Origin of the sequence: Streptomyces parvus, from assembly GCF_014648875.1 — a bacterium.
GTDB lineage: Bacteria > Actinomycetota > Actinomycetes > Streptomycetales > Streptomycetaceae > Streptomyces > Streptomyces parvus.
Map to the genome: position 1 here is coordinate 215,629 of NZ_BMRY01000010.1, position 24,197 is coordinate 239,825.

Genomic DNA, 24,197 nt, shown 5'->3' on the forward strand with positions numbered 1-24,197 from the left:
GGGGGATCGGAGCGGCGGAGGAGAAGGGCAGACATGCCGAACGGGAACAACTGGCAGGGTGACGTGCTGCGTGACCTGAGGGGTACGCCTCCCCAGCAGCACGCGACGGGGAACGACCCGGCACAGAGCCATGCCCAGGCGCAGCGTCGCAGCCCGGCGCAGGAGCAGTCCCCGGCGCAACAGCAACCCCACCCGCAGCCACAGCCACAGCCACAGCCACAGCCACAGCCACAGGAGCCTGCGGGAACAGGGGCACGGCCACCGGGCCGGAGCGCCGCCGCCTCGCACGGACCCTCCGTTCCCCCGACGCGTAGGCAACGCCCCGCCCGCTCCCCCGACTCCCGCCCCGTGGTCGACAGCGCGCTGACCGGGACGGCTCGCCGCCCCCAGCCGGGCGAGTCGGCGGCCGCGCGAATATCGCGCGCGGTACGCCGGATCGCTTCCTCGTCGGCGGCTCGGGAGGTCGCCGAGCTGACCCGGACCGCGGAGCAGATCCAGCAGCCGGTGACGACCGGCCGGCAGATCGCCGTCACCTCCATCCGGGGCGGTGCGGGCAAGACGACGGTGGCCGCGCTGCTCGGCACGGCGTACGCGCACTACCGCCACGACCCGGTCCTCCTCGTCGAGGCCGACCCGGCGCTCGGTTCGCTGCCGCTGCGCCTCGGTGCCGAGTCCCTCCGCTGGACCACGGCCGATGTGGCGGACATCGTGGAGCCGCAGATGTCGCTGCTCGACGTCACCGGCTATCTCGTCCAGCTCCCCGACAACGCCTGGCTGCTGCCCGGCAGTCAGGGCCGGATCGGGGCGATGCTGGACACGGCGGCGTACGAGCGGGTCATGGTGGCGCTGCGCCGCTACTTCGGAGTGACCGTGGTCGACTGCGAGACCCTGCCGGCCGAGGTCGCCCGCGTCGCGCTCTCGGCCGCCCAGGCCCGGGTGCTGGCCGTCCCCGCCACGCTGGACGGCATCAGCAGTACGTACGCGGTCCTCCAGTGGATGCAGGGGCTGCCCCGTCACATGATCGCCGGGACCGTGGTGGCGCTCACCAGCACGACGTCCCGCCCCGGGATCGACGTGGAGGCGGCCGCCGAGAGACTCCGGTCCACCGGTGCGGCCGTCCACGTCCTCCCTCACGACCGGCATCTGGCGGCAGGCGGAGAACTCCGCACCGAACTGCTCGCCCGGCCGACGCGGCTGGCCGCCACCCGGCTGGCCGCCGAGGTCTTCCAGCTCTCCCAGAAGCGCCGGTAACACCCATGAGTACCCGACTGGTTCACCGCCCCGCCCGGACCACCCGTCCGCCGGCCGCGCCCGCGCCCCGCACCATCGAGGCCCCGCCCAACCTTCCCGAGGGGAAGGCGGGCAACATCGCCATGTCGTTGCTGCCGGTCGCCGGGGTCATGTCGTCCGTGGTGATGATGACGGTCGTCCGCAACAGCCAGTTCGCCGCCCTCGGCGCGATCATCCTGGTCGTCACCGTGATCGGCTCCGTGGCCCTGCTGTTCTCTCAGCGTGGCAAGGCCCAGCGCACGCGCCGCACTCAGCGCGAGGCGTATCTCGCCTACGTGGAGGATCTGCGGGAGGAGCTCTCGGGCGAGGAGCGCGAGCGGCGTGAGCGCGCCGATGTCCTGAACCCTCCGCCGTACGCCCTGTACGACATCGTGCGGGACCCGGCGCGGCTCTGGGAGCGGCGCAGGGTCGACGACGACTTCCTGAGGGTGCGGGTCGGCACCGGTGAGATGCCCGTACGGGATCTGCAGATCGCCGAGCCGGGGTCGACGGTGCTCACCCCACCCGACCTCTTCATGCTCAACGAGGCGTCGGCGCTGGTGAACCGGTTCCGTAACGGCACCGAACTTCCGCTCACCGTCCCGCTGGACCGCATCGGCAACGTCAGTGTGATCGGCCCCCGCGAGGACTGTCTGCGGGTGGCCCGCGCCCTGCTGGTCCAGACGGCCTCCCTGCACGCGCCCGACGACGTGGCCGTCGCCCTCGCCGCGCCGGGGGACCGCATGGCCGACTGGGAATGGGCCAAGTGGCTGCCGCACCTGCTCGACACCGAGCAGTTCGACGGCCCGGTCGCCGCCCGCCGCATCGCCCCCTCCGCCCCGCAGCTCGCCCGGCAGATCGGGGCGGAGCTGCGTCGCCGGGCCTCGTACGCGGCCGAGGTCCGCCGGGGCCTGGCCGGCCGGGACGCGCTGTCCATGAACTCCCGGCTGCTCGTCGTCACCGACGGGCACGGCGAGGACGCGGTGGATCTGCCGCGCCCGGACGACGCCGTCGGCCTGCGGGAGATGGGCGTCACCGTGCTGCATCTGCTGGAGCAGCGGGTGCAGGAGCCGGGGCACGTCAGCGTGCGGATCACGGTCGACGGCGCGGACGTGACCATCGAGGACCTGCGTACGCCGGAGCCCGTGGAGGCGCACGGCACGGTGGACGAGGCGGGCATCCCGTTCGCGGAGGGTCTGGCTCGGATGCTCGCGCCGCTGCGGCTGTCCGCGGAGTCCCTGGGGGACGCTCCGTTGTCCGGTCCGGTGGAGTTCGCGGCGATGCTCGGTATCGACGACGTGGCCCGGCTCGATCTGGACCGGCTGTGGGCACCGCGCGGCGAACGCGCCTTCCTGCGCGTCCCGATCGGCATCAGCGACTCCCACGAGCCGGTGCTGCTGGATCTCAAGGAGTCCTCGGAGCTGGGGATGGGCCCGCACGGTCTGTGCGTGGGCGCGACGGGTTCGGGCAAGTCGGAGCTGCTGCGCACCCTGGTCCTGGCCCTCGTGGCCACCCATCCGCCGGAGGATCTGGCGCTCGTGCTGGTCGACTACAAGGGCGGGGCGACGTTCGCGCCGTTCGCGGAGCTGCCGCATGTGGCCGGGGTCATCACCAACCTGGAGAACCAGGCGGGGCTCGTCGAGCGGGTCCACTCCTCCCTCGCCGGCGAGGTCAGGCGCCGCCAGCAGGCCCTCAAGGACGCGGGGAACGTCGCGGACATCGGGGACTACGCGGCCCTGCGCGCCGAGAAGCGGCCGGATCTGGACCCGCTGCCGCACCTCTTCGTGGTGATCGACGAGTTCGGGGAACTCCTCACCGCAAAGCCGGACTTCATCGACCTCTTCCTCTCCATCGGCCGCATCGGCCGCTCCATCGGCGTCCACCTCCTGCTCTCCAGCCAGCGCATCGAGGGCGGCAAGCTCAAGGGCCTGGACACCTACCTCTCCTACCGGCTCGGGCTGCGCACCTTCTCCGCCGACGAATCCCGTACGGTCCTGGAGACCACGGACGCCTTCCACCTGCCGCCGCTGCCGGGCTTCGGCTATCTGAAGGTCGACACAAGCCACTACGCCCGGTTCAAGGCGGGTTATGTGTCCGGCGCCTACCGAGGCCCGGTCCGCAGACACAACGAGGAGGAGGCCGGCCCGCTGGCACTGCCGTACGAGGCGTTCAACACCCTGGCCGGACCGGACGAGGCGCGGCAGTCCCCGGAACCGGCGTCCCGTCGCCGGGAAACGGGACCCACGGAACTCGGCGTCATGGTCGACCAGTTGACCGGAGCCGCCGCTGCCGTACGGAGTATCTGGCTGCCGCCGCTGCCCACGGCCACGGCGCTGGACACGGTCGCCGGTCCACTGGACATCGGGCCGAACGGGATGCGACTGGCGGGAGCGGTCGCAGAAGGACGCCGGACGCCGCTCCGCGTGCCCGTCGGTCTGCTCGACGACCCGGCCAGACAGTGGCAGGGCCAGTGGTTCCTGGACCTGACCGTGGCAGGCGGTCACGCGGCGGTGATCGGCGGACCGCAGTCGGGCAAGACGACCCTGCTGCGCACGCTCGTCCTCTCCCTCGCCCTCACCCACACCCCAGGCGAGATCGGCGTGTACGGACTCGACCTCGTCGGCGGAGGACTGCAGGCGCTGTCAGGTCTGCCGCACGTCGGCGGCATAGCCGGCCGCGCCGACCGGGAGCGGGCGGCGCGCACCGTCGAGGAGGTCCGCACGATGCTCGCGCTGCGCGAGGACCTCTTCCGCGAGCACGGCATCGACTCGGTCGATCAGCTGCGCACCCTGCACGCGGCCGGCCGGCTCCCCGAACTGGCTTCGGCCGAGATCCTCCTCGTCATCGACGGATTCGGTGCGCTCCGTGACGACTTCGACGAGCTGGACGACGCGATCGCCGACATCCTCAAGCGCGGTGGCGGCTACGGCATCCATGTCGTCGCGGGCATGCTGCGCTGGAACGACGTACGCATCGCCATCCAGTCCAACTTCGGTACGCGCGTCGAGCTGCGCCTCAACGACCCCGGCGAGTCCGGCATCGACCGCAAGCTCGCGGAGACCCTGTCGCCGGACGAGCCCGGTCGCGTCCTCACCGACGGAAAGCTCTTCGCCCAAGTGGCGCTCCCCCGTACGGACGGGGTCGGCGACACGACGGACCTCGGCGCGGTCCTGGAACGCACCGCCCGCACGGTCCGGGCCACCTGGAGCGGCGAAGTCGCGCAGCCGGTACGGGTGTTGCCGCAAGTCCTGGAACCGCACTCGCTGCCGGGCCCGGCCGCCGAGCCCACCCGCGTACCGATCGGGCTCGACCAGTCGGCGCTCGCGCCCGTACTGCTCGACCTGTTCCACCACGACCAGCACCTGCTGGTCCTGGGGGACAGCGAATGCGGTAAGACGAACCTGCTGCGGACCGTCGCGCACGGCCTCGTCGACCGCTACGGCGAGGACGATCTGGTGTTCGCCGTGATGGATCCGCGGCGCTCGCTGCGCGGCGTGGTCCCTGACGAGCTCAACGGGGGTTACGCCTACAACTCGAAGCTGTGCGCGGGCCTTTCGGCGGCCATCACAACCGAACTGGAGAAGCGGCTTCCCGACGAGAACGCCCGCCTGGAGGACCTGGAGCCCGGCAACTGGGGCAAGGGCCCTCGCATCGTGGTGCTGGTCGACGACTACGACGTCCTCACGACCGCCGGGCAGTCCCCTCTGTCGCCCTTCCTCCCGTACATCCCCTCGGCGGTCGACATCGGCCTTCACTTCGTCCTGACGCGCCGGGTCGCCGGTGCGTCGCGCGGCATGTACGAGCCGCTGGTGCAGGGGCTGCGGGAGTCGGGGGCCTCGGCGCTGCTGATGGCGGGCGACCGCAGCGAGGGCCAGCTCTTCCCCGGTGTGTACGCCTCGCAACAAGCGCCCGGGCGGGGCGTGTTCATCCGCAGAGGCCAGCCGAACCGCCTGATCCAGACGGTGTACGCGCCGATGTGAGACGAGGGCACGGCGCAACGCCCTCACACACCCACCACCGATCGACGAAGGACCGGACGACCACGCCATGACCAAGGACGTCATCGCCCTCACCCCCCGGATGCCCGACCCCTGGGCCGTACTGGCGGGGCTGCTCTCGGGCGGCCCGGACAAGCTGGTGGGCACGCGGGGCGAGGGGGCCGTGATCCAGCTCTGCGACGCGGAGGGCCGCCCGCTCGTCTCCGTGGAGGCGCCGCTGCTGGTCTCCGTCGAGGGCGAGGCCGAGCGGCTGCTCGGGACCACGGCGCCCCCGGTCCCGTACTGGTGGACGGAGGCGCGCGCCACGACGGGCGTCGCCGAGGCGGAACAGCTCGCGGGCACGTTCGCGGCCCGGCTGGCCACGCTGGTGGGCGGCTCCGCCTGGCCGCCGGACGCGGTCGGTTCGATCGCCGTGGTGAAGACCGACGGCGTGAGCGTGGCCCCCGAACCGGCGGCGGACCGGCCCGCCATCGACGTGCTCACCGACAAGGTCGCGGTCGTCATCCAGGACCGTCCGGTGGTGGCCATGACGGCCTGGCTCTCGGACGCGTTCCGCGCGGCGGCCGAGGCCGGTCTCGGCCTCCAGATCGTCAGCCCGGCGGGCTCCACGCTCTCCCCTGCCGTACGGGACGCGCTGGGCGGCCGGCCGTCCCGCTGGATCGTCCAGGACGAACGGGACGGCTACTACGACGGCCTGACCGGCGCCGTACTGCGCTGGCAGGACGGCGCGTTCGACCCGGTCCTCTCCCCCGACGCCACCGAGGACGACCCGCGCACGCCGGTGGCGGCCGCCTACCAGGAGGTTCACGAAACCGGCGACCGCCAACTGGGCCTGACCTTCCGCATGGTCCACCCGGCGGACGAGCGGCTGGTGCTGGGCGGGGGCCTGGAGACGGTGTGGCGGGAACTGACGGGCGAGCCGCCGGCCGGCTGGGGCACGTCGGAACCGGCGAACCTCCCCTGGTCGCTGCGCCGGCTGACCGACGTCGCGCACGAGCGGGCACCCGCCCCGACCTGGCTGGTCGTGGTCGGGAATCGCGCGCGACCGGGGATCGCGACCGTGCGCATCACCCGCACGCAGGCGGGGGTGGAGGAGGAGGTCACGCTCGCCTTCGGCTACGGCGCCGGGGAGGAACCTCCGCTGGACGCCTTGCCCGCGGCCGCCGAGGCGCTCGCCACGCGCCACCACCTCCAGTCGATGCTCGTACAACTTCGCAAAGCGCGCCGCGATGTGGCCGTGCCCCCACGCTTCGAGGGCCCCGGGGTCCCGCTGGCCTTCGTGCTGGGTGCGGAGGAGGTCCGCACCATGCCGGGCGACCGGGCACGCCGCACTCCGCTGGCCGAACAGCCGGTGCCGCTCGGCCCGAAGACCAGGCAGGCGCTGTACTACCCGTTGCCGGGGGACCCTTCGGATCTGTCGGGGTGGCAGGACTTCGAGAGACTGGTGCGGCACCTGAAGGGGGCGTAGTTCTTCGTCGGCCGCAATCTGGCCGATTGCAGATTGCAGTAGCGATGCCGAGGTTGATAGACAGAGGCGTACGCGTACGTTCGTTCGACGTATGCGATGTGCTCGGTGGAGTTCGATGGAGCGGGGGATGTCATGAAGTTCGACATGGGGGCGTCGGTCCTGTCGAGGCTGTTGTCGGATTCGCAGTTGGCGAGTACGGATCTGGGGACGCTGATCCAGCAGTTGATCGCGGCTGCGGAGCCGTTGGAGGGGAAGTTCAACGGGGCGGGGAAGGTCGCGTTCGATGACTTCAAGACGCGCTCGGACGAGATCACGAAGGCGTTGAACGCATCGCTGTCGGGGATTCTGGGCGGCCAGGCGGGGATGGACGCGGCGTTCGGTTCAGGTGATCAGGAGCAGGACGAGAACGCGAAGACGCAGATGGCGTCGGCGAATTTCGACGCGGCGCGCTTCGGCGGTCGCTGACACTGAGCGCGGCGACCGGTTTCGTACAGGCTTTTTTCAACGGGGAGTTGAGGATTGATGGCAGGCAGCACGGATCGGCGTTCGTACGACACGGGTGCTTCGACGGAGGTGCAGGCGGCACTCCAGTCGGTGATCAGCCGTTTGGAGCAGGTGATCACGGCGCGCGACGCGCAGGTGAAGGCGGCGATGAACGACTTCGCGGCCGATGGTGTGGCGGATGAGTACCACGGCAAGGAGCTGCGGTGGTACGCGACGTCGCAGGAGGTGCGGAACATCATCCGGCTGCTGCGGACGACGTTGGAGAAGAACGACGGGACGGCCGCGCAGACGCTGGCGCGGGCGAAGGCCGCGGTCGACAGCATCGGCTGACGCCCGGGGTGGTGTCGTGTGGTCGCCCACTGTGCGGGTGGGCGGGCGGTTCGGCTTTGTTGTGCGTACGGGGGGATGTGGGATGACCGGGTGGGATATTAAGCCGCAGGGTGTGCAAGGCCAGTTGAAGGTCGTCGGGGTGCATGCCGGTGAGCTGGAGAAGGCGCTGAACGCGCTGATGAAGGACCTCGGGGAGGCAGCGCAGTCGGCGGGGACCGCGGTTCCGGGGACGGCTGCGAGTACGCCGTTGCACGGTCCGGTGGCTCCGGGGCAGGCGCCGTTGTCGCGGGCGGCGTCGGGGCCTGTGGCGGCGGCGCTGGGTGAGTATGTGACGGCGCGGCAGGCGCAGTTGAAGTCGATGTCGGAACGGATCCAGGCGGCTGTGCTGGGTGCGGCGACGGCGACGAACGAGTATGTGGAGGGCGACCTCGACACGGCGAAGCAGGCGCAGGACGCGGCGAAGTCGGTGCGTCTGGACGTGCTGAAGGACCTGCGGGGTGCGAAGTGAGTGATGACCAGCCGGTGGTCCTGGAGGGCATCCCGGTCTTCACGGGCGACCTCGCCCTGCTGGACGCCACGGTCAAGGAGCTGACCAAGGACGGGGCGAAGATCGCCACGGCCGCGGGCGACATCCATAGCAGCTTCGGCGGTCTGCAGGCCTTCTACCAGGCCCCCGAGGCCGATCAGCTGTTCGCGACGACGAAGCCGGTCGCCGACCGCGGGGCGGCGCTGAAGTCCGACCTGGCCACGATCACCGGTGCGCTTGGCACGTACTCGGACGAGGCGTACCCGCTGGTCGAGAAGCTGAGGCAGCTCAAGCGGGACGCGGGTGCGTTCCTCGTCAAGGTCAACGCGGACGACGAGTGGCGCGAGGACGGCGACCTGGTCGAGGAGAACAACAACCGCCGCAACGAGATCGCTGAGACCTGGGCGGCGTTCCAGGCGGTGGAGCGCGCCTGCTACAACAAGATCATCTCCCTGGTTCCCACAGGGAAGCCGCTCACGACGAACGACGGCTCGGGCGGCCGGCACATGTACGGGTATGACGCCGAGGCCCTGAAGCAGGCCAAGGGACTGCCCTGGGGCGATCCGGTCAAGGAGTCCACCCGCTGGTACCAGTTCTACGAGCACGTCTGGGACTTCGGCAAGGGCTTCGTCGTCGACGGCGTCTGGGGCACGGTCAAGGGCCTGGGCACCCTGTTCGGAACCGAGGGCTGGGACACCGCCAAGCAGGCCTGGACGGGCCTGGGGAACCTCGCCACGGGTGTGATCCTCACCGTCGCCGCTCCGCACGCGTTGTGGCTGACCCCGGAGAAGGACCTGCCGGGCTTCGCCCGGGACGCGCGCAACGCGATGAAGGAGACCGGCAAGGCGCTGATCGCCTACGACCAGTGGGGCGAGAACCCGGCGCGTGCCGGGGGCGCGGTCACGTTCAACGTCCTGACGACGGTCTTCACCGGCGGCGCCGGGGGCGGCGCCTCGGGCGCCGGCAAGGCGGCCGCCGCGGCGAAGGCCCTCTCCTTCGCGAACAAGGCGAGCCGCGTCGTCGACCCGACGACGTACCTCTTCAAGGGCGCCGGAGCCGGCCTCACCAAGATCAGCGATGTGATGGCCGGCCTGAAGGGCACGGGCAACATCGAGATCCCGCCCCTGCCACCAGGTTCTGTCACCCTGCCGGACGGCGCGTACAAGGCACCCGACGGCACTCTCACTCTGCCCGAAGGCGCGGCTGTCCCGGAGGCCGCGTTCGAGATCCCGAAGGGCTCGGTCAAGCTCCCGGACGGGGCGGAGATCCCCACCGGAGCGGTCGACCTCGGCGACGGCATCGTCCGCCTCCCCGAAGGCATGGCCCCGCCCGCAGGATCACTGCCGATCCAGGAGGGCACCCTCAAACTCCCCGAGGGCACCACCGCGCTACCGGAGAACGCGGTCGAACTGACCGCCCCGGACGGAAAGACCGTCTACGTCGACCACGAGGGAAACATTCTCGCGGCAGACGGCACCCTCAAACAGCACCACACCGACGCCCCCCAGGGGAACCCGCCCACCGGCGCCTCCACCAGGACGGACGCGGACAGCCCGCTGCCCCGCACACCGGCAGAACAGTCGGCCTTGGTCGGCGCGGGCGCACGGGGCGGCAGCGACACGGTACGACTGGGCTCGGACCTGAGCGACGTGGGGCGGGTCGGCGACGACCTCGGCCGTACGGGCGACGACGCCACGAACCCCGACAGGGCACCGGGCGGCACCGCGAACAACGTGCCGACGAACAGCGCGGACAACGGCACGCACGGCGGCGGCTCGCGGGGCGGTCAGGGCGGGCACATCCCGGCGAACAGCCTGGACAGCGGAACGTCCAGCTCACCCCACACAAACAGCGCCGACGCGGGAGACGGCCAAGCGGGAGTACGCACGGGAGGAAATAGTCAGGGTGGTTCGGGTGGTTTGGGAACTGGCAGCGCCATCCCTGGAGCGTCCGCCGGGGACGCCAGTAGCCGCAACATCCCCGCTCGAACGCCGGACGAAGCTGCTGCAGTCGCGGAGTATGAGGCGGCTCGTGAGGTGCCCCCTTCCGACCGGACACCTGAACAGCGCGCGGCAATCACCCGAGAACACGTACGACTGGCGAACGAGGGTGGACCCTGGTTCAACAAGAACTATGACGAGATCGGCCGTCGCGAGAGTTCACGTCGAAAGGTCGACGGCCAGCTTCTTCCCAAGCTTGCCCGCCGGGAGGGCGGTGGCTGGATAGCAGCTGACGACCTGCCGTACGCAAGCGGTGAAAGCTTTCTGCTGGAGCCCATCCACCGAGGTCGCTCCACCGTCGGGCCTGACGACTTGAAGCACTTGGATGAGGTCTCGGCTAAGCGCAGAGCAGGCATGGACCTCACGGCAGCGAAGGAGCACTACAGAACCGACCGCTCCGCCGCCAATGCCAACGCACTCGCCACGGCGCAGGAAAGGTTTGACAGAACGGTTGGCGTAGGAGTGTCAAACAACAGCAAGCTTGGAGAGGCTTTGGGCGAGGAGGCGGCCCGTCGCCACCTCATGCTGCAGGGGAGGTTCGAGGGCGCCCGGGAGGTCACCGACCTTCCCCAGACACCGAATGGCTCCAAGAGGTTCGATCAACTCTGGCGGACCAACGAGGGCAAGCTGGTTATCGTTGAAGCGAAGGGGCCCAAAGCCGACTTGGACTGGCGGCGAGGCAACGGAGATCTCGACAGTGGCACCATGGTGAAGCAAGGCACATTGGAATACATCCGCACCATACTCGCGGACATGGAATCACGCGCCCTGGTATCACCACTCGACGCCAAGTACGCCGCAGAGATCCGGTCGGCAATCGACGACAAATCTCTGCAGTACGTTCTCGTCCACGCTTCCGAAAACCACGGAACGTACGCTGGGGCTCAATTGAAGTACTTCAAAATCTTCTGAGGAGTAGTACGTTGACAGTCACCGTTTCCCGCCACTCCTTCCCGACGGGGAATGCAGCGGAGGGACTTGCCGTACTCCAGAACAACGCTGAAGCGCTGATCGAAGGATTGGAAGCCGACTCCACCCGCCTGGGTGAAGCATTCCAGCTAACGCTCACGCTCGCGAAGTCGCACTGTCTTCTGGATACGGAGGCATCCCTCCTGCCTACCTGGAAGGCGTGGGTCAACGCCATGCAGGTAGGCTCTGCGACGTTCGCCACGACGAGCACGTCAGAAGAAGTGGTGCACTGCCGAATCGCAGAGAAGGATCGGGCACTCCGGACGACAGGTCCGCAGAGCTATACACATGCGGGAACTTGGCTGACAGCCTTCTACCTCTCGATGGTCTGCAGGGAGAAGGGCAGGCTGACCGAGTTGTGTCAAGTTCCGGTATCTCTGCTCAGAGAGTCCGGGGCATCTCACGACGAGTTTCTCTACGACTGGGTGGAGACTCTCCAGGCGTACTGGCTCGGCGAACCGGACCTGGGAGCCAAGTTGGTGGCAGCAATCGATGGCGCGGATCTCCAGAGCGACCGGATCAATGCCCCCCAGACGGCCGCAAACCTTCTCTACCCGCCGATGGAAATGTTCCACCGCCTGGTCCGTGATGATCACGGCGGATTCAATAGGGCATTGGCGGATGCTATCCAGTGGCACAAGGAGTACTGGAGCACAGAGGGCAACGCTCTCCAGGCCACCGGCCTAGTTGCCCTCCCGCCTCTTGCTTTGGCGTGCCTCGCCTACGACATGGGCGTCCCCGTCGACGTAGAGTCCGACTATCTCCCCATCGCCCTCCTGGAACGAGACTGGGCAGGCGAGTTTCCGACCTGAGACCAATATCGCTCGGAAGGCCAAAGGCCGTAGCGGGCATGCGCGAGGTCAAATGTCGACGGGCTGGGATCGGGCCTCACCTACGCGGTACTCGGCCAGACACCCCATCATCCGACCCACATAGCTCTGCGGAGACACCGCAAACCCAAGGCGTAGCGGTGCGACGAGGCTGCCAATGTTCGCTGGAGCCCGAGCCGGATCGGCGACTTGGGTCGTGCATCTGCGTTTTCTCGTCCTTTATCACGCACCAGTGTGAGGCTTGAAAGGAGCCAAGGCCACCGCAAGAAGAAGGTACCCCAATGGACGAAGATATCAGGAATTTTTTCAGGGCATACCTGGATCTTGAGCGGGGCTACGAAAACACAGGAAAGCTGAGGCCCACATTGCTGAGCTTCAGTGATTCCTACATCGAATCGATCCGCGATGGGTTCGAGCAGATCATGTCGGACAATTCCTTCGGGCCCGAGGAGTACGAAGGTTTGACGGACATAGAGTTCCCAGATAAGGAAACCCTGCACATCTACCTCAGAAATATGTACGACTATCTTTTCAACGATGCATCAGAGCAGCCGATGCCGCCGGGCTACTAGTGGCCTGCACCAGGGGCTGAACCTGGCCCTATCGCGCGAATTACGATAATGAATATCGGATGAGTTCCAAGACCGATTCAGAACTAGACAGCAAACAGTTTCCGTGCCGAGCCCATCCTCCCCGCGCGCCTGCACTCGGCGGACTACCCAGCTGATTCCCCTGGTCGCTCGCGACACCGGGGGGCTCTACCCTTTACCGACATGGGCATATGCATTGACGTACTGATCGTCGACTGGGACCACCTCATGTCCGCGCCGGGCGATGATCAGCGGTACGGGATACTGCACGACGCCGCCATCTCGGTGGACGACGACGAGGACGCCTGGCAGGACCGTTCGCCGTCCGTCGGGCCTCAGTGGTTCTGGCCCTCTCCCCCGGCCATCGGCTGGTTCGGGAAGTTCGACTTCGGGAACGTCGGCTCCTCGTACAAGGATCATTTCGTGGCGAGCGAGCAGTGGGAGGAATTCCGGGCGTTCGTCGCGCCTGAAGTGCGGTCGGCCGTGGACCGGTTCATCGATCCGCTCTTCTGGGGCGGGCTGGAGTACATGGCCGATCGAGAGGACGGCGAGGGAGCCGCGGCGCACGAGTCTGTGGTCCTGCCTCCGGCGCCGGCGGATCACCTCCTTTGGTGTCCGCCGGAAGCTGTCCCTTCGCTGAACCTTCTCTGGGATTCCGTCGACGCCGAACTCGCAGCGCTCCGTGAGCCGTTCGAGCGGTACGTCAGCTTCGGCTTCGGGAGGGTCAAGGACTTCGACACGTTCGCCGGACTGCTCCGCGGGTGGGGTGACGTCATCGGCGAAGCCCAGCAGCGCGGCTGGGGCGTCGTCGGGCTGCGCTGTTGAGCGACAGGCTCAGTCCAGCGTCGCGTTGCCCTCCAGCTTGCGGCGTTCCCGCTTGTTGGGGTGGCGGATGACCACGCCGGCCATGCCGCCGGACCCGGTGAGCCGGATCAGTGGAGTGCCCGGGAGGCGGTCGGGCGTGGTCCTGTCCTTCAGGCCGCCGAAGCCGGGGTTCATGCCGGTGGTGTCCGTGGCCCAGCCGTCCGGGATCACGATCGTGACGCCGGAGGTCTCCCCGTACGCCTCCACCACGACCTCCGCGAGGCGGCACTCGACCCGGGTGAAGTCGAGGCTCACCCCTCCCACCCCCGCGTGCGCGATCACGTGCCCGGGGACCTCCCAGCGGCCGGGGCCCCGGGACTCGCCGTACATGCCGCCCTTGAGCACCAGCGGCGGCAGGTTCTCCGCTGGTGCTGACGGCGGCTTCGGCAAGTCGGCCGTCAGGACGGCCAGTTCGGCGTACGTCTTGGACGTCAGCGCCTGTTCCAGGCGGGAGTCCAGCTCATCGAGGTCGATGCGCCCGTCGGCCGCCGCATCGCGCAGTTGCTCCACCACTGCTTCTCGGTCGTCGTGAGAAGCGCGGAGCTCTCCTGGCGGGACGGGGCGTGGCATGGGATCCGGGGACTGAGCAGTCATGATCCCAAGAATAGGCAGTCGGTGGACCGGGCGAACAGGGCCCGCGCATCGCGAGCGCCGCCCCTGCGACGCGCTCGTACCGGCGTAGCGAGCGAATGTCCGCAGGCACGCAGGCACGCCCGTGGCCCGTGGCCCGTGGCCCGTGGCCCGTGGGGAAGGCTCCCTCAGCCCAGCCAGTTGCCGAAGCGGACCGCCGACGGCGTCACGCCCAGGCTCGCCTCGCCGAAGGAGATGCTGCCCTTGGTGACCGGGCCCGTGCGGCTGCCCTTGAAGAGCCAGACGCCGCCCTGGTTGGTGTTCTCGCCGGGGGCCGCCACCGCCAGGGTGGCCGGTACGTTCTTGGCTCCGGCCACCACGTGGACCTCGCCGCCGAAGCCGTCGCCCTGCTCGTCGACGCCCGGGACGTCTGCCGTGGACTGGCCGATCACCTTCGTGTCGGCGCCTGTGATGCCCGTGGCGCGGCCCTTGAAGACCAGGACCCCGCCGGCGTCCTTCGCCGTGCCGACGTCCTCGCCCGGCAGGCCCACGACGACCTCGCCGTAGCCGTCGCCGTCCAGGTCCCCCACCGCGACGCTCGCACCCATGGCGTCGCCCCGCTCGTCGGCGCCCGGTACCCCGGCGGTGGCCTGGGTGATCCACTTCGGCTTCACGGAGGTGTTCTGGCCCTTGGGGCCGCCGAGGGCGACGGCCACCGCGCCGCCCTTGCTCGGGAAGTCCACGTCGCTGTCCAGGCCGGTGGGCTGCCGGGTGAGGACCAGGTCCGGGTACGCGTCACCGTTGACCGAACCGACCGTCACCGAGGCGTGGTTGAGGTACGTTCCCGGCGCGGTGACGATGGGGGTGTGGGTGAAGCCCGTGCCGGTCGACAGGTACAGCGACGTCCCGCCGCAGTCCGGCTCGTCGTTGCAGCCGGTGCTTACCAGCAGGTCGTCCTTGCCGTCGTTGTTGATGTCCGCAGCCTGTACACCCTCGTAGGTCGTGACTCCGTCGGCGGTGAGCGCCGTGCGGGTGTTCCCGACCGAGCCGTCCGCGCCGATGTTCTCGCTCAGCACGATCTTCCCCGCCCAGTCGGCGTTGTCGATCCCGGCCACGTCCGCCCGGCCGTCGCCGTCGAAGTCGCCCACCGCTTCGCCCTGGCTCTGGCCATGGCCCTGGAACTCGGCGGCTCGGGTGCCTGGACCGCTCTTGCCGCCGAACAGGATGATCGGGCGGCCGGTTCCGGCCGAGACCAGCAGGTCGGTGTAGCCGTCGGCGTCGATGTCGGCGGGCGCCGAACCGCCGAAGCGCGCGTTCGCGGTGGCCGAGCCGGGGATTCCGGGCGTGTTCTGGTTGATCACCTGGTGCCGGGCCGGGTTGATGCCCTTCGCGTCGCCCGGATAGACCACCACGTAACCGGCCTTGTTGATGCCGGACACGGTCCCGTCGGGCACCGAGGCGATCATGTCCTCGTAACCGTCTCCGTTGAAGTCGACCGGCTGGCGTACGACGGAGGACGGCGCGGCCGCCACCGCCGTACCGGAGAGGGCCGGGGCGGCGGTCGCCGTGGCGGCGAGCGTCACGAAGACCGCCGAAGCGGTACGGAGTCGAGAAGTCGGCATGGGTCATCCCCCCGGATGCGCGCGTACGTACTACGGGCGGGCCTGCCGCCCTCCGTCTGCCCAGAAAGACCATCCATGCGGCGAATGGTTGTGCATCCCCCCGTCCTGGACGTTCACCCCTTGGCCTGCCAGGAGGTGAACGTCCGGGAGTTGCCTGCGCGGCTGGCTCCGGCGCCGTCTCCTTGCGTTATCGGCAAGACTGCAGGCGTCAGGCGCAGTGCAGCGTACGCTCGACCTCATGGCTCATGCACACCAGCACCACCACGGTCAGCACCACCACACCCCGCACCGCCACGATCAGCACCACCACGACTCCGGCGCGACCCCCGACGGCCTTCCCGAGATCCTCGACCTCGACGCCGCCCTCTTCGCGCCCCACCTGACCGCGCTCACCGGACGTATCGCCTGCCTGGCCGGTGACGACGTCCGGCACATCGTCGACCTCGGCTCGGGTACCGGAACCGGCACGTTCGCCCTGCTGGAGCAGTTCCCGACCGCCCGTGTGACCGCGGTCGACAGCTCCCCCGCGATGCTGGAGCGGCTCGTCTCGGCGGCCCGCGAGCGGGGGCTGGGCGACCGTGTGCGCACGCTGGAGGCCGACGCCGGTGCGGGTCTGCCGGGAGTGGCCGACGCCGACCTCGTCTGGGCGTCGGCGTCCCTGCACCACCTGGACGACCCCGCGACCGCCCTGGCCGGCATCCGCGCCGCGCTGCGCCCCGGAGGGCTGCTGGCCGTCGCGGAGGTGGACGGGATGCCGTCCTTCCTGCCCGCGGGCGGTGGGCCGGGCGAACTGGAGGCCCGCTGTCGCGCCGCGCTCGACGGTCTGCACGCCGAGCGGTTGCCGCACCGGGGTGCCGACTGGGGCTCCCTGCTGACGGCCGCCGGTTTCTCCGTCGAGCAGGAGCGCGCCGAGCCGTGGGAGCTGCGCGCCCCGCTGCCCGGGGGAGCGGGCCGGTACGCCTTCCTGGTCTTCGAGCGGATCCGCGGCTCGCTCGACGGGCGCGTCGACGCCGACGACCTGGCCGCGCTCGACCGGCTGATCGACGGCGGGCCCGAGGACGTACGCCACCGCGACGACCTCGTCGTACGGTCCACGCGCCGGACCTGGATGGCCCGCCGCCCCGCCTGACCGGTGCCGGGGCGGGCACGGTCCTGTCAGGTCCGGTCCGGCCTGGCCCGGCCCGGCCCGGCCCGGCCCCGTCATGGTCCGGCACCGATCAGGCCTCAGACCGTGCGCAGCTCCCATCCCCGCGCCGTCCGCGTGACCTCGCGGAAGCCGTGGCGGTGCAGGGCGTCGATCTCGTCGACGTCCTCGGGATACGCGCAGGTGATGAGACGGTCGATGCCGCAGAGAGTCAGCCAGTCCCGGGCCTCGGCGAGCAGCCGGGCAAGGGTCTGCTCGGCCCCCTCCGGAGCGTCGGCGTCCACCTCGACATCGGCCAACTCCGCCAACCCGCCCCCGCGACCGACACGTTCGGGTCGGTCGAGAGTGGTGTCCAGCTCCAGGTGGCCCAGCACACGGTCACCGTCGAAGGCGGTGAAACGGGTACCGAGGGAGCCCAGCGTACGCAGGAGGGTCGGGCGTTCCCGCCCGGTCTGCTCACCGGTGTCGGGCAGTCCGCGCACCTCGGCGAGCAGCAGCACCTCCGTGGCGCCCGTGTGCACGAACCCCGCCCGCTCCAGCGCTGAGCGGACATGCGGCCAGACAGCGGGGATGCCGTACACCCCCGGGCAGGGAAGTGTTCCGTCGGCCTGAACCCCGCGGGCCTGCCACCGCTTGGCGGTCGCCAGGCACGCGGAGAGCAGAAGGTCCGCCGCCTCCGAGGAGGCGGTGCCGGCGGACCCGGGGCCGATGCCGTCGCCGGGGTGGTGCACGACCCATTGAACGACCGCGGCTCCCCGGTAGTCGGGGCCGACGTCCGATTCGTCGCGGTAGCGGTGCAGGTGGGCCGCCGCGACGACGCGACCGTGGTGCTCGGTCACGAGCGTGAGCCGCTCCGCGACCCACGGGTCGACGACGTACTCGTCGGGCCGCGCCTCAAGGCTGCTCAGGACGGTGTTGACCGAGGTGCTGACGCCGGGAAGCACCGCGGCGGCATGGCGGTTCACCAGGTCGGTCAGCTGGTGGCGGTCACTGCGCCGGAAAGTGCGCACGGCGGGGGAAGAAGACATGGCGATCCTCTGGAGGGAAGTGAGGGAAACCGCCATGCGATGCGGCACACCACGACGGTAACAGAGTGACGGAAAGGGTCTTGGCCCGAACCCGATGGCTCACACGGGCTTCCACGGCCTCCACGGAGCGGGCGCTCGGTCACGTGGAGGACGCTTGACCTCCGCCGGACGATCGCCCTGTCGTGACGGCGGTGATCACCGCAGCGATCACCGCAGCGGTTAGGAACTGCCCTCGATCCGCCGCTTCATCGGCTGCCAGGCAGCAGGCAGGATGAGCCAGGACCGCTAAGCCGCTGAGCCGCTGAGCCAGAACGACGGAAAAGGAGCGACGCGTGCGATTCGCGCTGGAAGCACTGCTGGTCGACCTGCCGGACGAGCAGGTCGCCGAGGCTTGCGCCTTCTACCGGTCGCGGGCGGCAGGCCGTGGGCCCGCCGACTTCGCGGAGCTGAAGGAGGCGCGGGCGAAGAAGCCCGTGCCCCGTGCCGTCGTTCCGCCGCCCCTCGAAGAGACGGTCGAGGCCGCCGGGGTACGCGTCCCGGTCCGCGTCTTCCTGCCCGCCGACGGTCCGCCCCGGGGCGTCTACCTGGGCATCCACGGCGGCGGCTTCTACATGGGCACCGCCGCCCAGGGCGACGAACGCCACCGCGCGCTCGCGGACGCCCTGCGCATCGCCGTCATCGGCATCGACTACCGGCTCGCGCCCGAACACCCCTGGCCGGCCGCCCCCGACGACTGCGAAGCGGTGGCGCTCTGGCTCGTCGAGCAGGCCGAAACCCGCTTCGGGACCTCGCGGCTCGCGATCGGCGGCAGTTCCGCCGGAGCCACCCTCGCCCTCGCGACCCTCCTCCGGCTGCGGGACCGCGGCGTCGTCGACCGGTTCGCCGGGGCCGCGCTCCGCTTCGGCACCTACGACCTGAGCGCGCACACCCCGAGCGGCCGCCTCATCGCGGACGAGTACTTCATCCAGGCGTACGTCGGCCACGTGCCGGACCGCGACCGCACCCTTCCCGACGTCTCGCCCCTCTACGCCGACCTGAGCGGCCTTCCTCCGGCGCTGCTGGTCGTCGGCGGCGAGGACATCCTGCTGGAGGACAACCTGACCCTGGCCGGGCGGCTGTCGGCCGCCGGGAACGACGTCGAGCTGCGCGTCTACCCGGCCGCACCCCACGGCTTCACCGGACACCCCACCGCCCTGGCCGCCACCGCGATCGACGGCGTCAACTCCTGGCTGAGCGAACAGATCAGCGGTCGCCCCTGACCCGGGCGTGCAGATGCATGTCGTGCCGGCCGTCGTCGTGCACGGCCGCACTGCGCTTGGTGCCCTCCAGCAGGAAGCCGGCCTTGGTCGCGACCCGGCAGGAGGCGTCGTTACGCGTCGAGTGGTCCAACTCCAGCCGGTGGAACCCGATGTCGTCCAGCGCCCAGGCGCTGACCGCCGTGAGCGCGCGGGAGGCGATCCCCGCGCCGCGTGCGGCCGGGAGCACCCAGTACGCCGCGTTCGCCACGCCGTCTTCGAAGTCCACGCCGCGCAGGGCCATCCGGCCGAGCACCTCGCCGCTGCCACGGGCGACGGCCCAGTGGCAGCCCTTCTCCCGCTCCCAGTCCTGGCGGTACCCGTCGAACCACTCCTCCACCTGGGCCACGGTCGAGGGGCGGTGCGTGTGCCAGCGACGCGTCTCGGCGTCCTCGTACGCGGAGAGGAACGCCCGCGCGTCGGCCCGCTCCCACGGACGCAGCAGCAGCCCGCCGCCGGCCACCGGTAGTACGGGTTGCGGGGCTCCGGCGAGGCAGCCGGAGGCAAGGGTGGACGGCGTCGACAACGTACGGGGCATGGCTTCATGATCGCCTGCCGATGAACCGGTACGTCAAGGTCACGGGCCCGACAGTCACGGCAGCCCCGGCAGCCCCGGCAGCCCCGGCCAGTGTGTCAGTTCCGTCCGCCACGCTCCCAGCGCTGCGCCGTGAGAGCCGCGGGCCGACCGCCGGCCAGCCCCTCCGCGACCGGTCGGACCAGGCCCCGTGCCTCGTCCGGGAGCGCCCGCACGACAGCGACCACTCCCGTCGTACCGGCCCCCTCGCCGTCCATCAGAGCAGCCACGAAGATGAGCCGACTGTCCGCCTCCGCACCCGACAGCCCCCGCTGCTCGGCATCACCCGGAGCACCCGCCGACAGCGGCCACTGTCCGGTGACAAGGGTGTACGGGACGTCCGCCTCGGGTTCACGGCTCACCAGCACATCCGCCGCGACGACCGTGAGATCGCGGTAGAGGCCCGCCTTCCAGAACGGCTCCTCCCGCGCGAACCGCTCCGCCGCCGCCCGGTCCGCGAGGTCGACGACGTGAACGCTTCCCGTGTGCTCCTCCCCGTCGTCGGACACGGTCGGCCCCCGGAGTATCAGCCGGTCGTCGAACCGGTCCATGTAGGACCAGTGCTCCTCGCACCACTCCATCAACTGGTCCGCGACATCGGGCTGGTCCTGGGCGTACACGTAGAACGGCATGCCGCGACCGTACCGGAGGCCGGTCGACCGGCCCGGTCGACCGGCGCCGCCTCAGGGCCGCAGCCGGACCATCCCCGGGCCCGACGGATGCTCCGGCTCGAAGGCGTCGGGAATCCCCAGCCTCAGGCCACGGCTCCGGGCGACTCGGTGCACGTCCCGCAGTGAGTGCGCCAGGGCGGCGGCGACATGGCGGAGCTGGACGGCCGTGGACCCGTCGTCCGCGACCATGTCGTCGGCGTGGTCGAGGAGTTCGTACGCCATGCCGAGCTGCATGGCCTCGACCTTGTCGGCCTCACGCGAGACCTTGCCTTCGCCGTTGCCGACGACGTAGCACGGCCTGCCGGCAGTTCCGGCCCAGGGGAGCAGGCGGACGGTGTTCATCGGCTGTTCTTTCATGAGGGCGTCAACTCCGTGTGCGGTGGGGGTGAATCCTTCGCTGTGTAGCGATCCACTCACAGCGTGCGATCGGCGCGGCTAGGCTCGCCAGAGGGTTTGTGGTGACACCAGCTGCGTCGCACGGGAGTTGGCTGTGAGTAATACCTATGGCGAATGGTTGAAGGGTCAGCGAGAGGCGGCCGGGCTGACACAGCAGCAGCTCGCCGATCTGGCGCTGATGACGCGGTCGCACATCTCGCACATCGAGGCGGGGCGTCGCATGCCGAGCGAGGAGGATGCCCGGCGGCTGGATTTGGCACTGGGCACGGGCAATGTGCTCACGAGCTTCCGTCCAGGAGCTGAGGATGACGGAGTGCTCGCGGACTACTTCGGCGCGGCGCGGCATCTCGAACAGCAGGCGACGATGATCCGCGAGTTCGCCCTGTCATTCTTCCCGGGCATCCTCCAGACCGAGGCTTACGCACGCGCCGTCCTCGGCATGGCGTTCCCACCGTTGGGCCCGACGGAGTGTGACAAGGCCGTCGTCGCACGGCTGAATCGCGCAAAGATCCTCCACGGACCCAAGCCACCAGTGGTCTGGGCGGTCTTGGACGAAGCATCGCTCCGACGTCCGATCGGTGGACCGAAGGTCATGGCTGAACAGCTGGACCACATCGTCGAGCTCACCGAAGCGAAGCTCATCCGCACGCACGTGCTTCCCATGTCGGTCGGCTTCCACTCATTGTTGGAGAGCATGCTGACGTTGATGTGGTTCGAGGACCAGCCGCCAGTTGCCTATAGCGAAGGGGTCCGGGTAAGCCGGTTGCACGACTCGCCAGCCGTAGTCGAGGCACTTCAGAGCCGTTACGCTCTTTCCCTGAGCGACTCCCTGTCACGAGACGACTCTTTGGCAGTGGTGAAGGCAACAGCGAGGGGCTACAGAGAGCATGGCCAGGCGGACCATCCCGACCGACTTCTCGCCCACCCGCTGGCGCAAGTCCTCCTACAGCGGTAGCGAGTCGGGCAGCTGCCTGGAGGTCCAGGACCACCACCCCACCGCCGTCCCCGTCCGCGACTCCAAGGTCCCCGGCGGGCCCGCCCTGCTCATCCCCGCCGCCGGGTGGACCTCCTTCGTGGACGCGGTCAAGCGCGGGGTCTTCTCCGCCTGACCCGGAGGTCAAGCGGAGAAGGCCCGCCCGGGCCTCACTCCCCCACGTACTCCGCCAGGTGCTCGCCCGTCAGCGTCGAGCGGTCGGCCACCAGCTCGGCCGGGGTGCCCTCGAAGACGATCTTGCCGCCGTCGTGGCCCGCGCCGGGGCCGAGGTCGATGATCCAGTCGGCGTGGGCCATGACCGCCTGGTGGTGCTCGATGACGATCACCGACTTTCCGGAGTCGACCAGGCGGTCCAGCAGGCCGAGGAGCTGCTCCACGTCCGCGAGGTGCAGGCCGGTGGTCGGCTCGTCGAGGACGTAGACGCCGCCCTTGTCGGCCATGTGCGTCGCCAGCTTCAGGCGCTGGCGTTCGCCGCCGGACAGGGTGGTGAGCGGCTGGCCGAGGCTCAGGTAGCCGAGGCCGACGTCGGCGAGGCGGTCGAGGATCTTGTGCGCGGCCGGGAGGGGCGCTTCGCCGGAGGGGCCGAAGAACTCCTCGGCCTCGGTGACCGACATGGCGAGGACCTCGCTGATGTCGCGGCCGCCGAGGTGGTAGTCCAGGACCGAGGCTTGGAACCGCTTGCCCTCGCAGTCCTCGCAGGGGCTGGAGACGCTGGCCATCATGCCGAGGTCGGTGAAGATGACGCCCGCGCCGTTGCAGGTGGGGCAGGCGCCCTCGGAGTTGGCGCTGAACAGGGCGGGCTTCACGCCGTTGGCCTTGGCGAAGGCCTTGCGGATCGGCTCCAGCAGGCCCGTGTACGTCGCCGGGTTGCTGCGGCGGGAACCCTTGATCGGGCTCTGGTCGACGGAGATGACGTTCTCGCCCGCCGGGATCGAGCCGTGGACCAGCGAGCTTTTTCCGGAACCGGCGACGCCCGTGATGACGGTGAGGACGCCGAGGGGGATGTCGACGTCGACGTCCTGGAGGTTGTGCGCCGTCGCGCCCCGGATCTCCAGCGCGCCGGTGGGCTTGCGGACCTCGTCCTTGAGGACGGCCCGGTCGTCGAGGTGGCGGCCGGTGACGGTGTCGGAGGCACGGAGCCCGTCCAGGGTGCCCTCGAAGCAGACGGTGCCGCCTGCCGTGCCGGCGCCGGGGCCGAGGTCGACCACGTGGTCGGCGATCGCGATGGCCTCGGGCTTGTGCTCGACGACCAGGACCGTGTTGCCCTTGTCGCGCAGGCGCAGCAGGAGGTCGTTCATGCGCCGGATGTCGTGCGGGTGGAGGCCGATGGTCGGCTCGTCGAAGACGTACGTGACGTCGGTGAGCGAGGAGCCGAGGTGGCGGATCATCTTGACGCGCTGGGCCTCGCCGCCGGACAGGGTGCCGGAGGGGCGGTCCAGGGCGAGGTAGCCGAGGCCGATCTCCACGAAGGAGTCCAGGGTCTGCTGGAGGGCTTCGAGGAGCGGGGCGACCGAGGGTTCGTCCAGGCCGCGGACCCATTCCGCGAGGTCGCGGATCTCCATCGAGCAGGCGTCGGCGATGGAGATCTTCTTGATCTTCGAGGAGCGGGCGCCCTCGGTGAGCCGGGTTCCCTCGCACTCGGGGCAGGTGGCGAAGGTGACCGCGCGGTCGACGAACTCCCGGATGTGGGGCTGCATCGCCTCGCGGTCCTTGGACAGGAACGACTTCTGGATCTTGGGGATCAGGCCCTCGAAGGTGAGGGTGGAACCCTCGACCTTCACCTTGGTCGGCTCCTTGTAGAGGAAGTCCTGCATCTCCCTCTTGGTGAACTTGGCGATCGGCTTGTTCGGGTCGAGGAAGCCGGAATCGGCGTAGATCCGGACGGTCCACCAGCTGTCCGACTTCCAGCCGGGGATGGTGAACGCGCCCTCGGCGATCGACTTGGAGTCGTCGTAGAGCTGGGTGAGGTCGATGTCGGAGACCGAGCCCCGGCCCTCGCAGCGCGGGCACATGCCGCCGGTGCGGCTGAAGGTCGCCTTCTCCGCCTTCTTGTTGCCGCGTTGGACGGTGATCGCGCCGCTCGCCGTCACCGAGGGGACGTTGAAGGCGAACGCACCGGGCGGGCCGATGTGCGGCTTGCCGAGCCGGCTGAAGAGGATGCGCAGCATGGCGTTGGCGTCGGTGGCGGTGCCGACGGTGGAGCGGGGATCGCTGCCCATGCGCTGCTGGTCGACGATGATCGCTGTCGTCAGGCCGTCGAGCACGTCCACGTCGGGGCGCGCCTGGGTGGGCATGAAGCCCTGGACGAAGGCGGGGTAGGTCTCGTTGATCAGCCGCTGGGACTCGGCGGCGATGGTGGCGAAGACCAGCGAGCTCTTGCCCGAGCCGGAGACCCCGGTGAACACCGTCAGCCGGCGCTTCGGCAGCTCGATGCTGACGTCCTTCAGGTTGTTCTCCCGCGCGCCGTGCACGCGAATCAGGTCGTGGCTGTCGGCAGCGTGCGGCGCGGGCGGCTGCGGGGTCTTCGTTCTCGGAGCCATGCTCGTCGTCTCTCC

21 protein-coding genes are annotated in these 24,197 nt (G+C 69.8%); 14 read left to right on the forward strand and 7 right to left on the reverse strand.

The annotated features are described in order from the left end of the window. Positions 1-33 precede the first annotated feature (33 nt). The 10 genes from IE140_RS27805 to IE140_RS27850 all read left to right on the forward strand — a co-directional run bounded on the left by IE140_RS27805 (position 34) and on the right by IE140_RS27850 (position 13,309). Entirely contained in the window at positions 34-1,251 is a 1,218-nt protein-coding gene (locus IE140_RS27805; protein ID WP_167533417.1) for a MinD/ParA family ATP-binding protein, read from the forward strand. A 5-nt stretch (positions 1,252-1,256) separates the two neighbouring features. Continuing rightward, a complete protein-coding gene (gene eccCa, locus IE140_RS27810) occupies positions 1,257-5,249 on the forward strand; it encodes a type VII secretion protein EccCa (RefSeq protein ID WP_150193102.1) in 3,993 nt (1,330 codons plus the stop codon). Positions 5,250-5,316: 67 nt separating this feature from the next. Further along, positions 5,317-6,735, forward strand: a complete 1,419-nt coding sequence (locus IE140_RS27815) for a DUF6177 family protein (protein ID WP_150193101.1) — start codon at positions 5,317-5,319, stop codon at positions 6,733-6,735. 132 nt (positions 6,736-6,867) lie between these two features. Next, positions 6,868-7,200, forward strand: a complete 333-nt coding sequence (locus tag IE140_RS27820; protein WP_150193100.1) for a hypothetical protein — start codon at positions 6,868-6,870, stop codon at positions 7,198-7,200. 57 nt (positions 7,201-7,257) lie between these two features. Beyond that, positions 7,258-7,569, forward strand: coding sequence for a pore-forming ESAT-6 family protein (locus tag IE140_RS27825; protein ID WP_032764847.1), 312 nt, complete (start codon positions 7,258-7,260; stop codon positions 7,567-7,569). An 82-nt stretch (positions 7,570-7,651) separates the two neighbouring features. Continuing rightward, positions 7,652-8,077 (forward strand): DUF6507 family protein, encoded by a 426-nt coding sequence (locus tag IE140_RS27830; RefSeq protein WP_150193099.1) that lies wholly within the window; start codon positions 7,652-7,654, stop codon positions 8,075-8,077. Between the two features lie 14 nt (positions 8,078-8,091). Beyond that, complete coding sequence (locus tag IE140_RS27835; RefSeq protein WP_229826923.1) at positions 8,092-11,007, forward strand: hypothetical protein; 2,916 nt, start codon at positions 8,092-8,094, stop codon at positions 11,005-11,007. Positions 11,008-11,018: 11 nt separating this feature from the next. Continuing rightward, on the forward strand, positions 11,019-11,876 hold the full coding sequence (locus tag IE140_RS27840; RefSeq protein ID WP_150193097.1) for an immunity 49 family protein: 858 nt from the start codon (positions 11,019-11,021) through the stop codon (positions 11,874-11,876). Positions 11,877-12,175: 299 nt separating this feature from the next. Then, the gene (locus IE140_RS27845) at positions 12,176-12,466 is read left to right on the forward strand and encodes a hypothetical protein (RefSeq protein ID WP_150193096.1); all 291 of its coding nucleotides are present in this window, start codon (positions 12,176-12,178) and stop codon (positions 12,464-12,466) included. 201 nt (positions 12,467-12,667) lie between these two features. Then, entirely contained in the window at positions 12,668-13,309 is a 642-nt protein-coding gene (locus tag IE140_RS27850; protein WP_150193095.1) for a hypothetical protein, read from the forward strand. Between the two features lie 9 nt (positions 13,310-13,318). On the opposite strand, the gene IE140_RS27855 is transcribed toward IE140_RS27850, so the two are convergent. Next, a complete protein-coding gene (locus IE140_RS27855) occupies positions 13,319-13,942 on the reverse strand; it encodes a DUF1707 SHOCT-like domain-containing protein (protein WP_093444816.1) in 624 nt (207 codons plus the stop codon). Between the two features lie 164 nt (positions 13,943-14,106). Next, the gene (locus IE140_RS27860; RefSeq protein ID WP_150193094.1) at positions 14,107-15,540 is read right to left on the reverse strand and encodes an FG-GAP and VCBS repeat-containing protein; all 1,434 of its coding nucleotides are present in this window, start codon (positions 15,538-15,540) and stop codon (positions 14,107-14,109) included. Between the two features lie 238 nt (positions 15,541-15,778). On the opposite strand from IE140_RS27860, the gene IE140_RS27865 reads away from it, so the two are divergent. After that, positions 15,779-16,669, forward strand: coding sequence for a class I SAM-dependent methyltransferase (locus tag IE140_RS27865; protein ID WP_150193093.1), 891 nt, complete (start codon positions 15,779-15,781; stop codon positions 16,667-16,669). A gap of 95 nt (positions 16,670-16,764) precedes the next feature. On the opposite strand, the gene IE140_RS27870 is transcribed toward IE140_RS27865, so the two are convergent. Continuing rightward, complete coding sequence (locus IE140_RS27870; RefSeq protein WP_150193092.1) at positions 16,765-17,712, reverse strand: N-acetyltransferase; 948 nt, start codon at positions 17,710-17,712, stop codon at positions 16,765-16,767. Between the two features lie 332 nt (positions 17,713-18,044). On the opposite strand from IE140_RS27870, the gene IE140_RS27875 reads away from it, so the two are divergent. Continuing rightward, on the forward strand, positions 18,045-18,971 hold the full coding sequence (locus tag IE140_RS27875) for an alpha/beta hydrolase (RefSeq protein ID WP_150193091.1): 927 nt from the start codon (positions 18,045-18,047) through the stop codon (positions 18,969-18,971). Here IE140_RS27875 and IE140_RS27880 read toward each other — a convergent pair. The 3 genes from IE140_RS27880 to IE140_RS27890 form a co-directional block, all read right to left on the reverse strand. After that, positions 18,955-19,545, reverse strand: coding sequence for a GNAT family N-acetyltransferase (locus IE140_RS27880; protein WP_150193090.1), 591 nt, complete (start codon positions 19,543-19,545; stop codon positions 18,955-18,957). The two genes, IE140_RS27875 and IE140_RS27880, sit on opposite strands and share 17 nt — an antisense overlap. 95 nt (positions 19,546-19,640) lie before the next feature. Beyond that, positions 19,641-20,213 (reverse strand): YciI family protein, encoded by a 573-nt coding sequence (locus IE140_RS27885; RefSeq protein WP_150193089.1) that lies wholly within the window; start codon positions 20,211-20,213, stop codon positions 19,641-19,643. Positions 20,214-20,264: 51 nt separating this feature from the next. Continuing rightward, a complete protein-coding gene (locus IE140_RS27890) occupies positions 20,265-20,609 on the reverse strand; it encodes a hypothetical protein (protein ID WP_150193088.1) in 345 nt (114 codons plus the stop codon). A gap of 133 nt (positions 20,610-20,742) precedes the next feature. Between IE140_RS27890 and IE140_RS27895 the strand changes: the two genes are divergently transcribed. Both IE140_RS27895 and IE140_RS27900 read left to right on the forward strand, forming a co-directional pair. After that, entirely contained in the window at positions 20,743-21,603 is an 861-nt protein-coding gene (locus IE140_RS27895; protein ID WP_150193087.1) for a helix-turn-helix domain-containing protein, read from the forward strand. Beyond that, positions 21,536-21,757: a DUF397 domain-containing protein gene (locus IE140_RS27900; RefSeq protein WP_150193086.1), complete on the forward strand. Its 222-nt coding sequence runs from the start codon at positions 21,536-21,538 to the stop codon at positions 21,755-21,757. Before IE140_RS27895 ends, IE140_RS27900 begins: the two co-directional genes overlap by 68 nt. A 34-nt stretch (positions 21,758-21,791) precedes the next feature. Here the strand turns inward: IE140_RS27900 and IE140_RS27905 are convergent, their stop codons facing one another. Next, positions 21,792-24,182, reverse strand: a complete 2,391-nt coding sequence (locus IE140_RS27905) for an ATP-binding cassette domain-containing protein (protein WP_150193085.1) — start codon at positions 24,180-24,182, stop codon at positions 21,792-21,794. Between the last annotated feature and the right edge of the window lie 15 nt (positions 24,183-24,197).

Coding starts and splice junctions, on each gene's coding strand:
- eccCa (WP_150193102.1), top strand. CDS start 1,257: ATGAGTACCCGACTGGTTCACCGCCCCGCCCGGACCACCCGTCCGCCG.
- IE140_RS27890 (WP_150193088.1), bottom strand. CDS start 20,609: ATGAAAGAACAGCCGATGAACACCGTCCGCCTGCTCCCCTGGGCCGGA.
- IE140_RS27870 (WP_150193092.1), bottom strand. CDS start 17,712: ATGTCTTCTTCCCCCGCCGTGCGCACTTTCCGGCGCAGTGACCGCCAC.
- IE140_RS27805 (WP_167533417.1), top strand. CDS start 34: ATGCCGAACGGGAACAACTGGCAGGGTGACGTGCTGCGTGACCTGAGG.
- IE140_RS27885 (WP_150193089.1), bottom strand. CDS start 20,213: ATGCCGTTCTACGTGTACGCCCAGGACCAGCCCGATGTCGCGGACCAG.
- IE140_RS27865 (WP_150193093.1), top strand. CDS start 15,779: ATGGCTCATGCACACCAGCACCACCACGGTCAGCACCACCACACCCCG.
- IE140_RS27905 (WP_150193085.1), bottom strand. CDS start 24,182: ATGGCTCCGAGAACGAAGACCCCGCAGCCGCCCGCGCCGCACGCTGCC.
- IE140_RS27815 (WP_150193101.1), top strand. CDS start 5,317: ATGACCAAGGACGTCATCGCCCTCACCCCCCGGATGCCCGACCCCTGG.
- IE140_RS27855 (WP_093444816.1), bottom strand. CDS start 13,942: ATGACTGCTCAGTCCCCGGATCCCATGCCACGCCCCGTCCCGCCAGGA.
- IE140_RS27860 (WP_150193094.1), bottom strand. CDS start 15,540: ATGCCGACTTCTCGACTCCGTACCGCTTCGGCGGTCTTCGTGACGCTC.
- IE140_RS27880 (WP_150193090.1), bottom strand. CDS start 19,545: ATGCCCCGTACGTTGTCGACGCCGTCCACCCTTGCCTCCGGCTGCCTC.
- IE140_RS27820 (WP_150193100.1), top strand. CDS start 6,868: ATGAAGTTCGACATGGGGGCGTCGGTCCTGTCGAGGCTGTTGTCGGAT.
- IE140_RS27900 (WP_150193086.1), top strand. CDS start 21,536: ATGGCCAGGCGGACCATCCCGACCGACTTCTCGCCCACCCGCTGGCGC.
- IE140_RS27830 (WP_150193099.1), top strand. CDS start 7,652: ATGACCGGGTGGGATATTAAGCCGCAGGGTGTGCAAGGCCAGTTGAAG.
- IE140_RS27845 (WP_150193096.1), top strand. CDS start 12,176: ATGGACGAAGATATCAGGAATTTTTTCAGGGCATACCTGGATCTTGAG.
- IE140_RS27850 (WP_150193095.1), top strand. CDS start 12,668: ATGGGCATATGCATTGACGTACTGATCGTCGACTGGGACCACCTCATG.
- IE140_RS27825 (WP_032764847.1), top strand. CDS start 7,258: ATGGCAGGCAGCACGGATCGGCGTTCGTACGACACGGGTGCTTCGACG.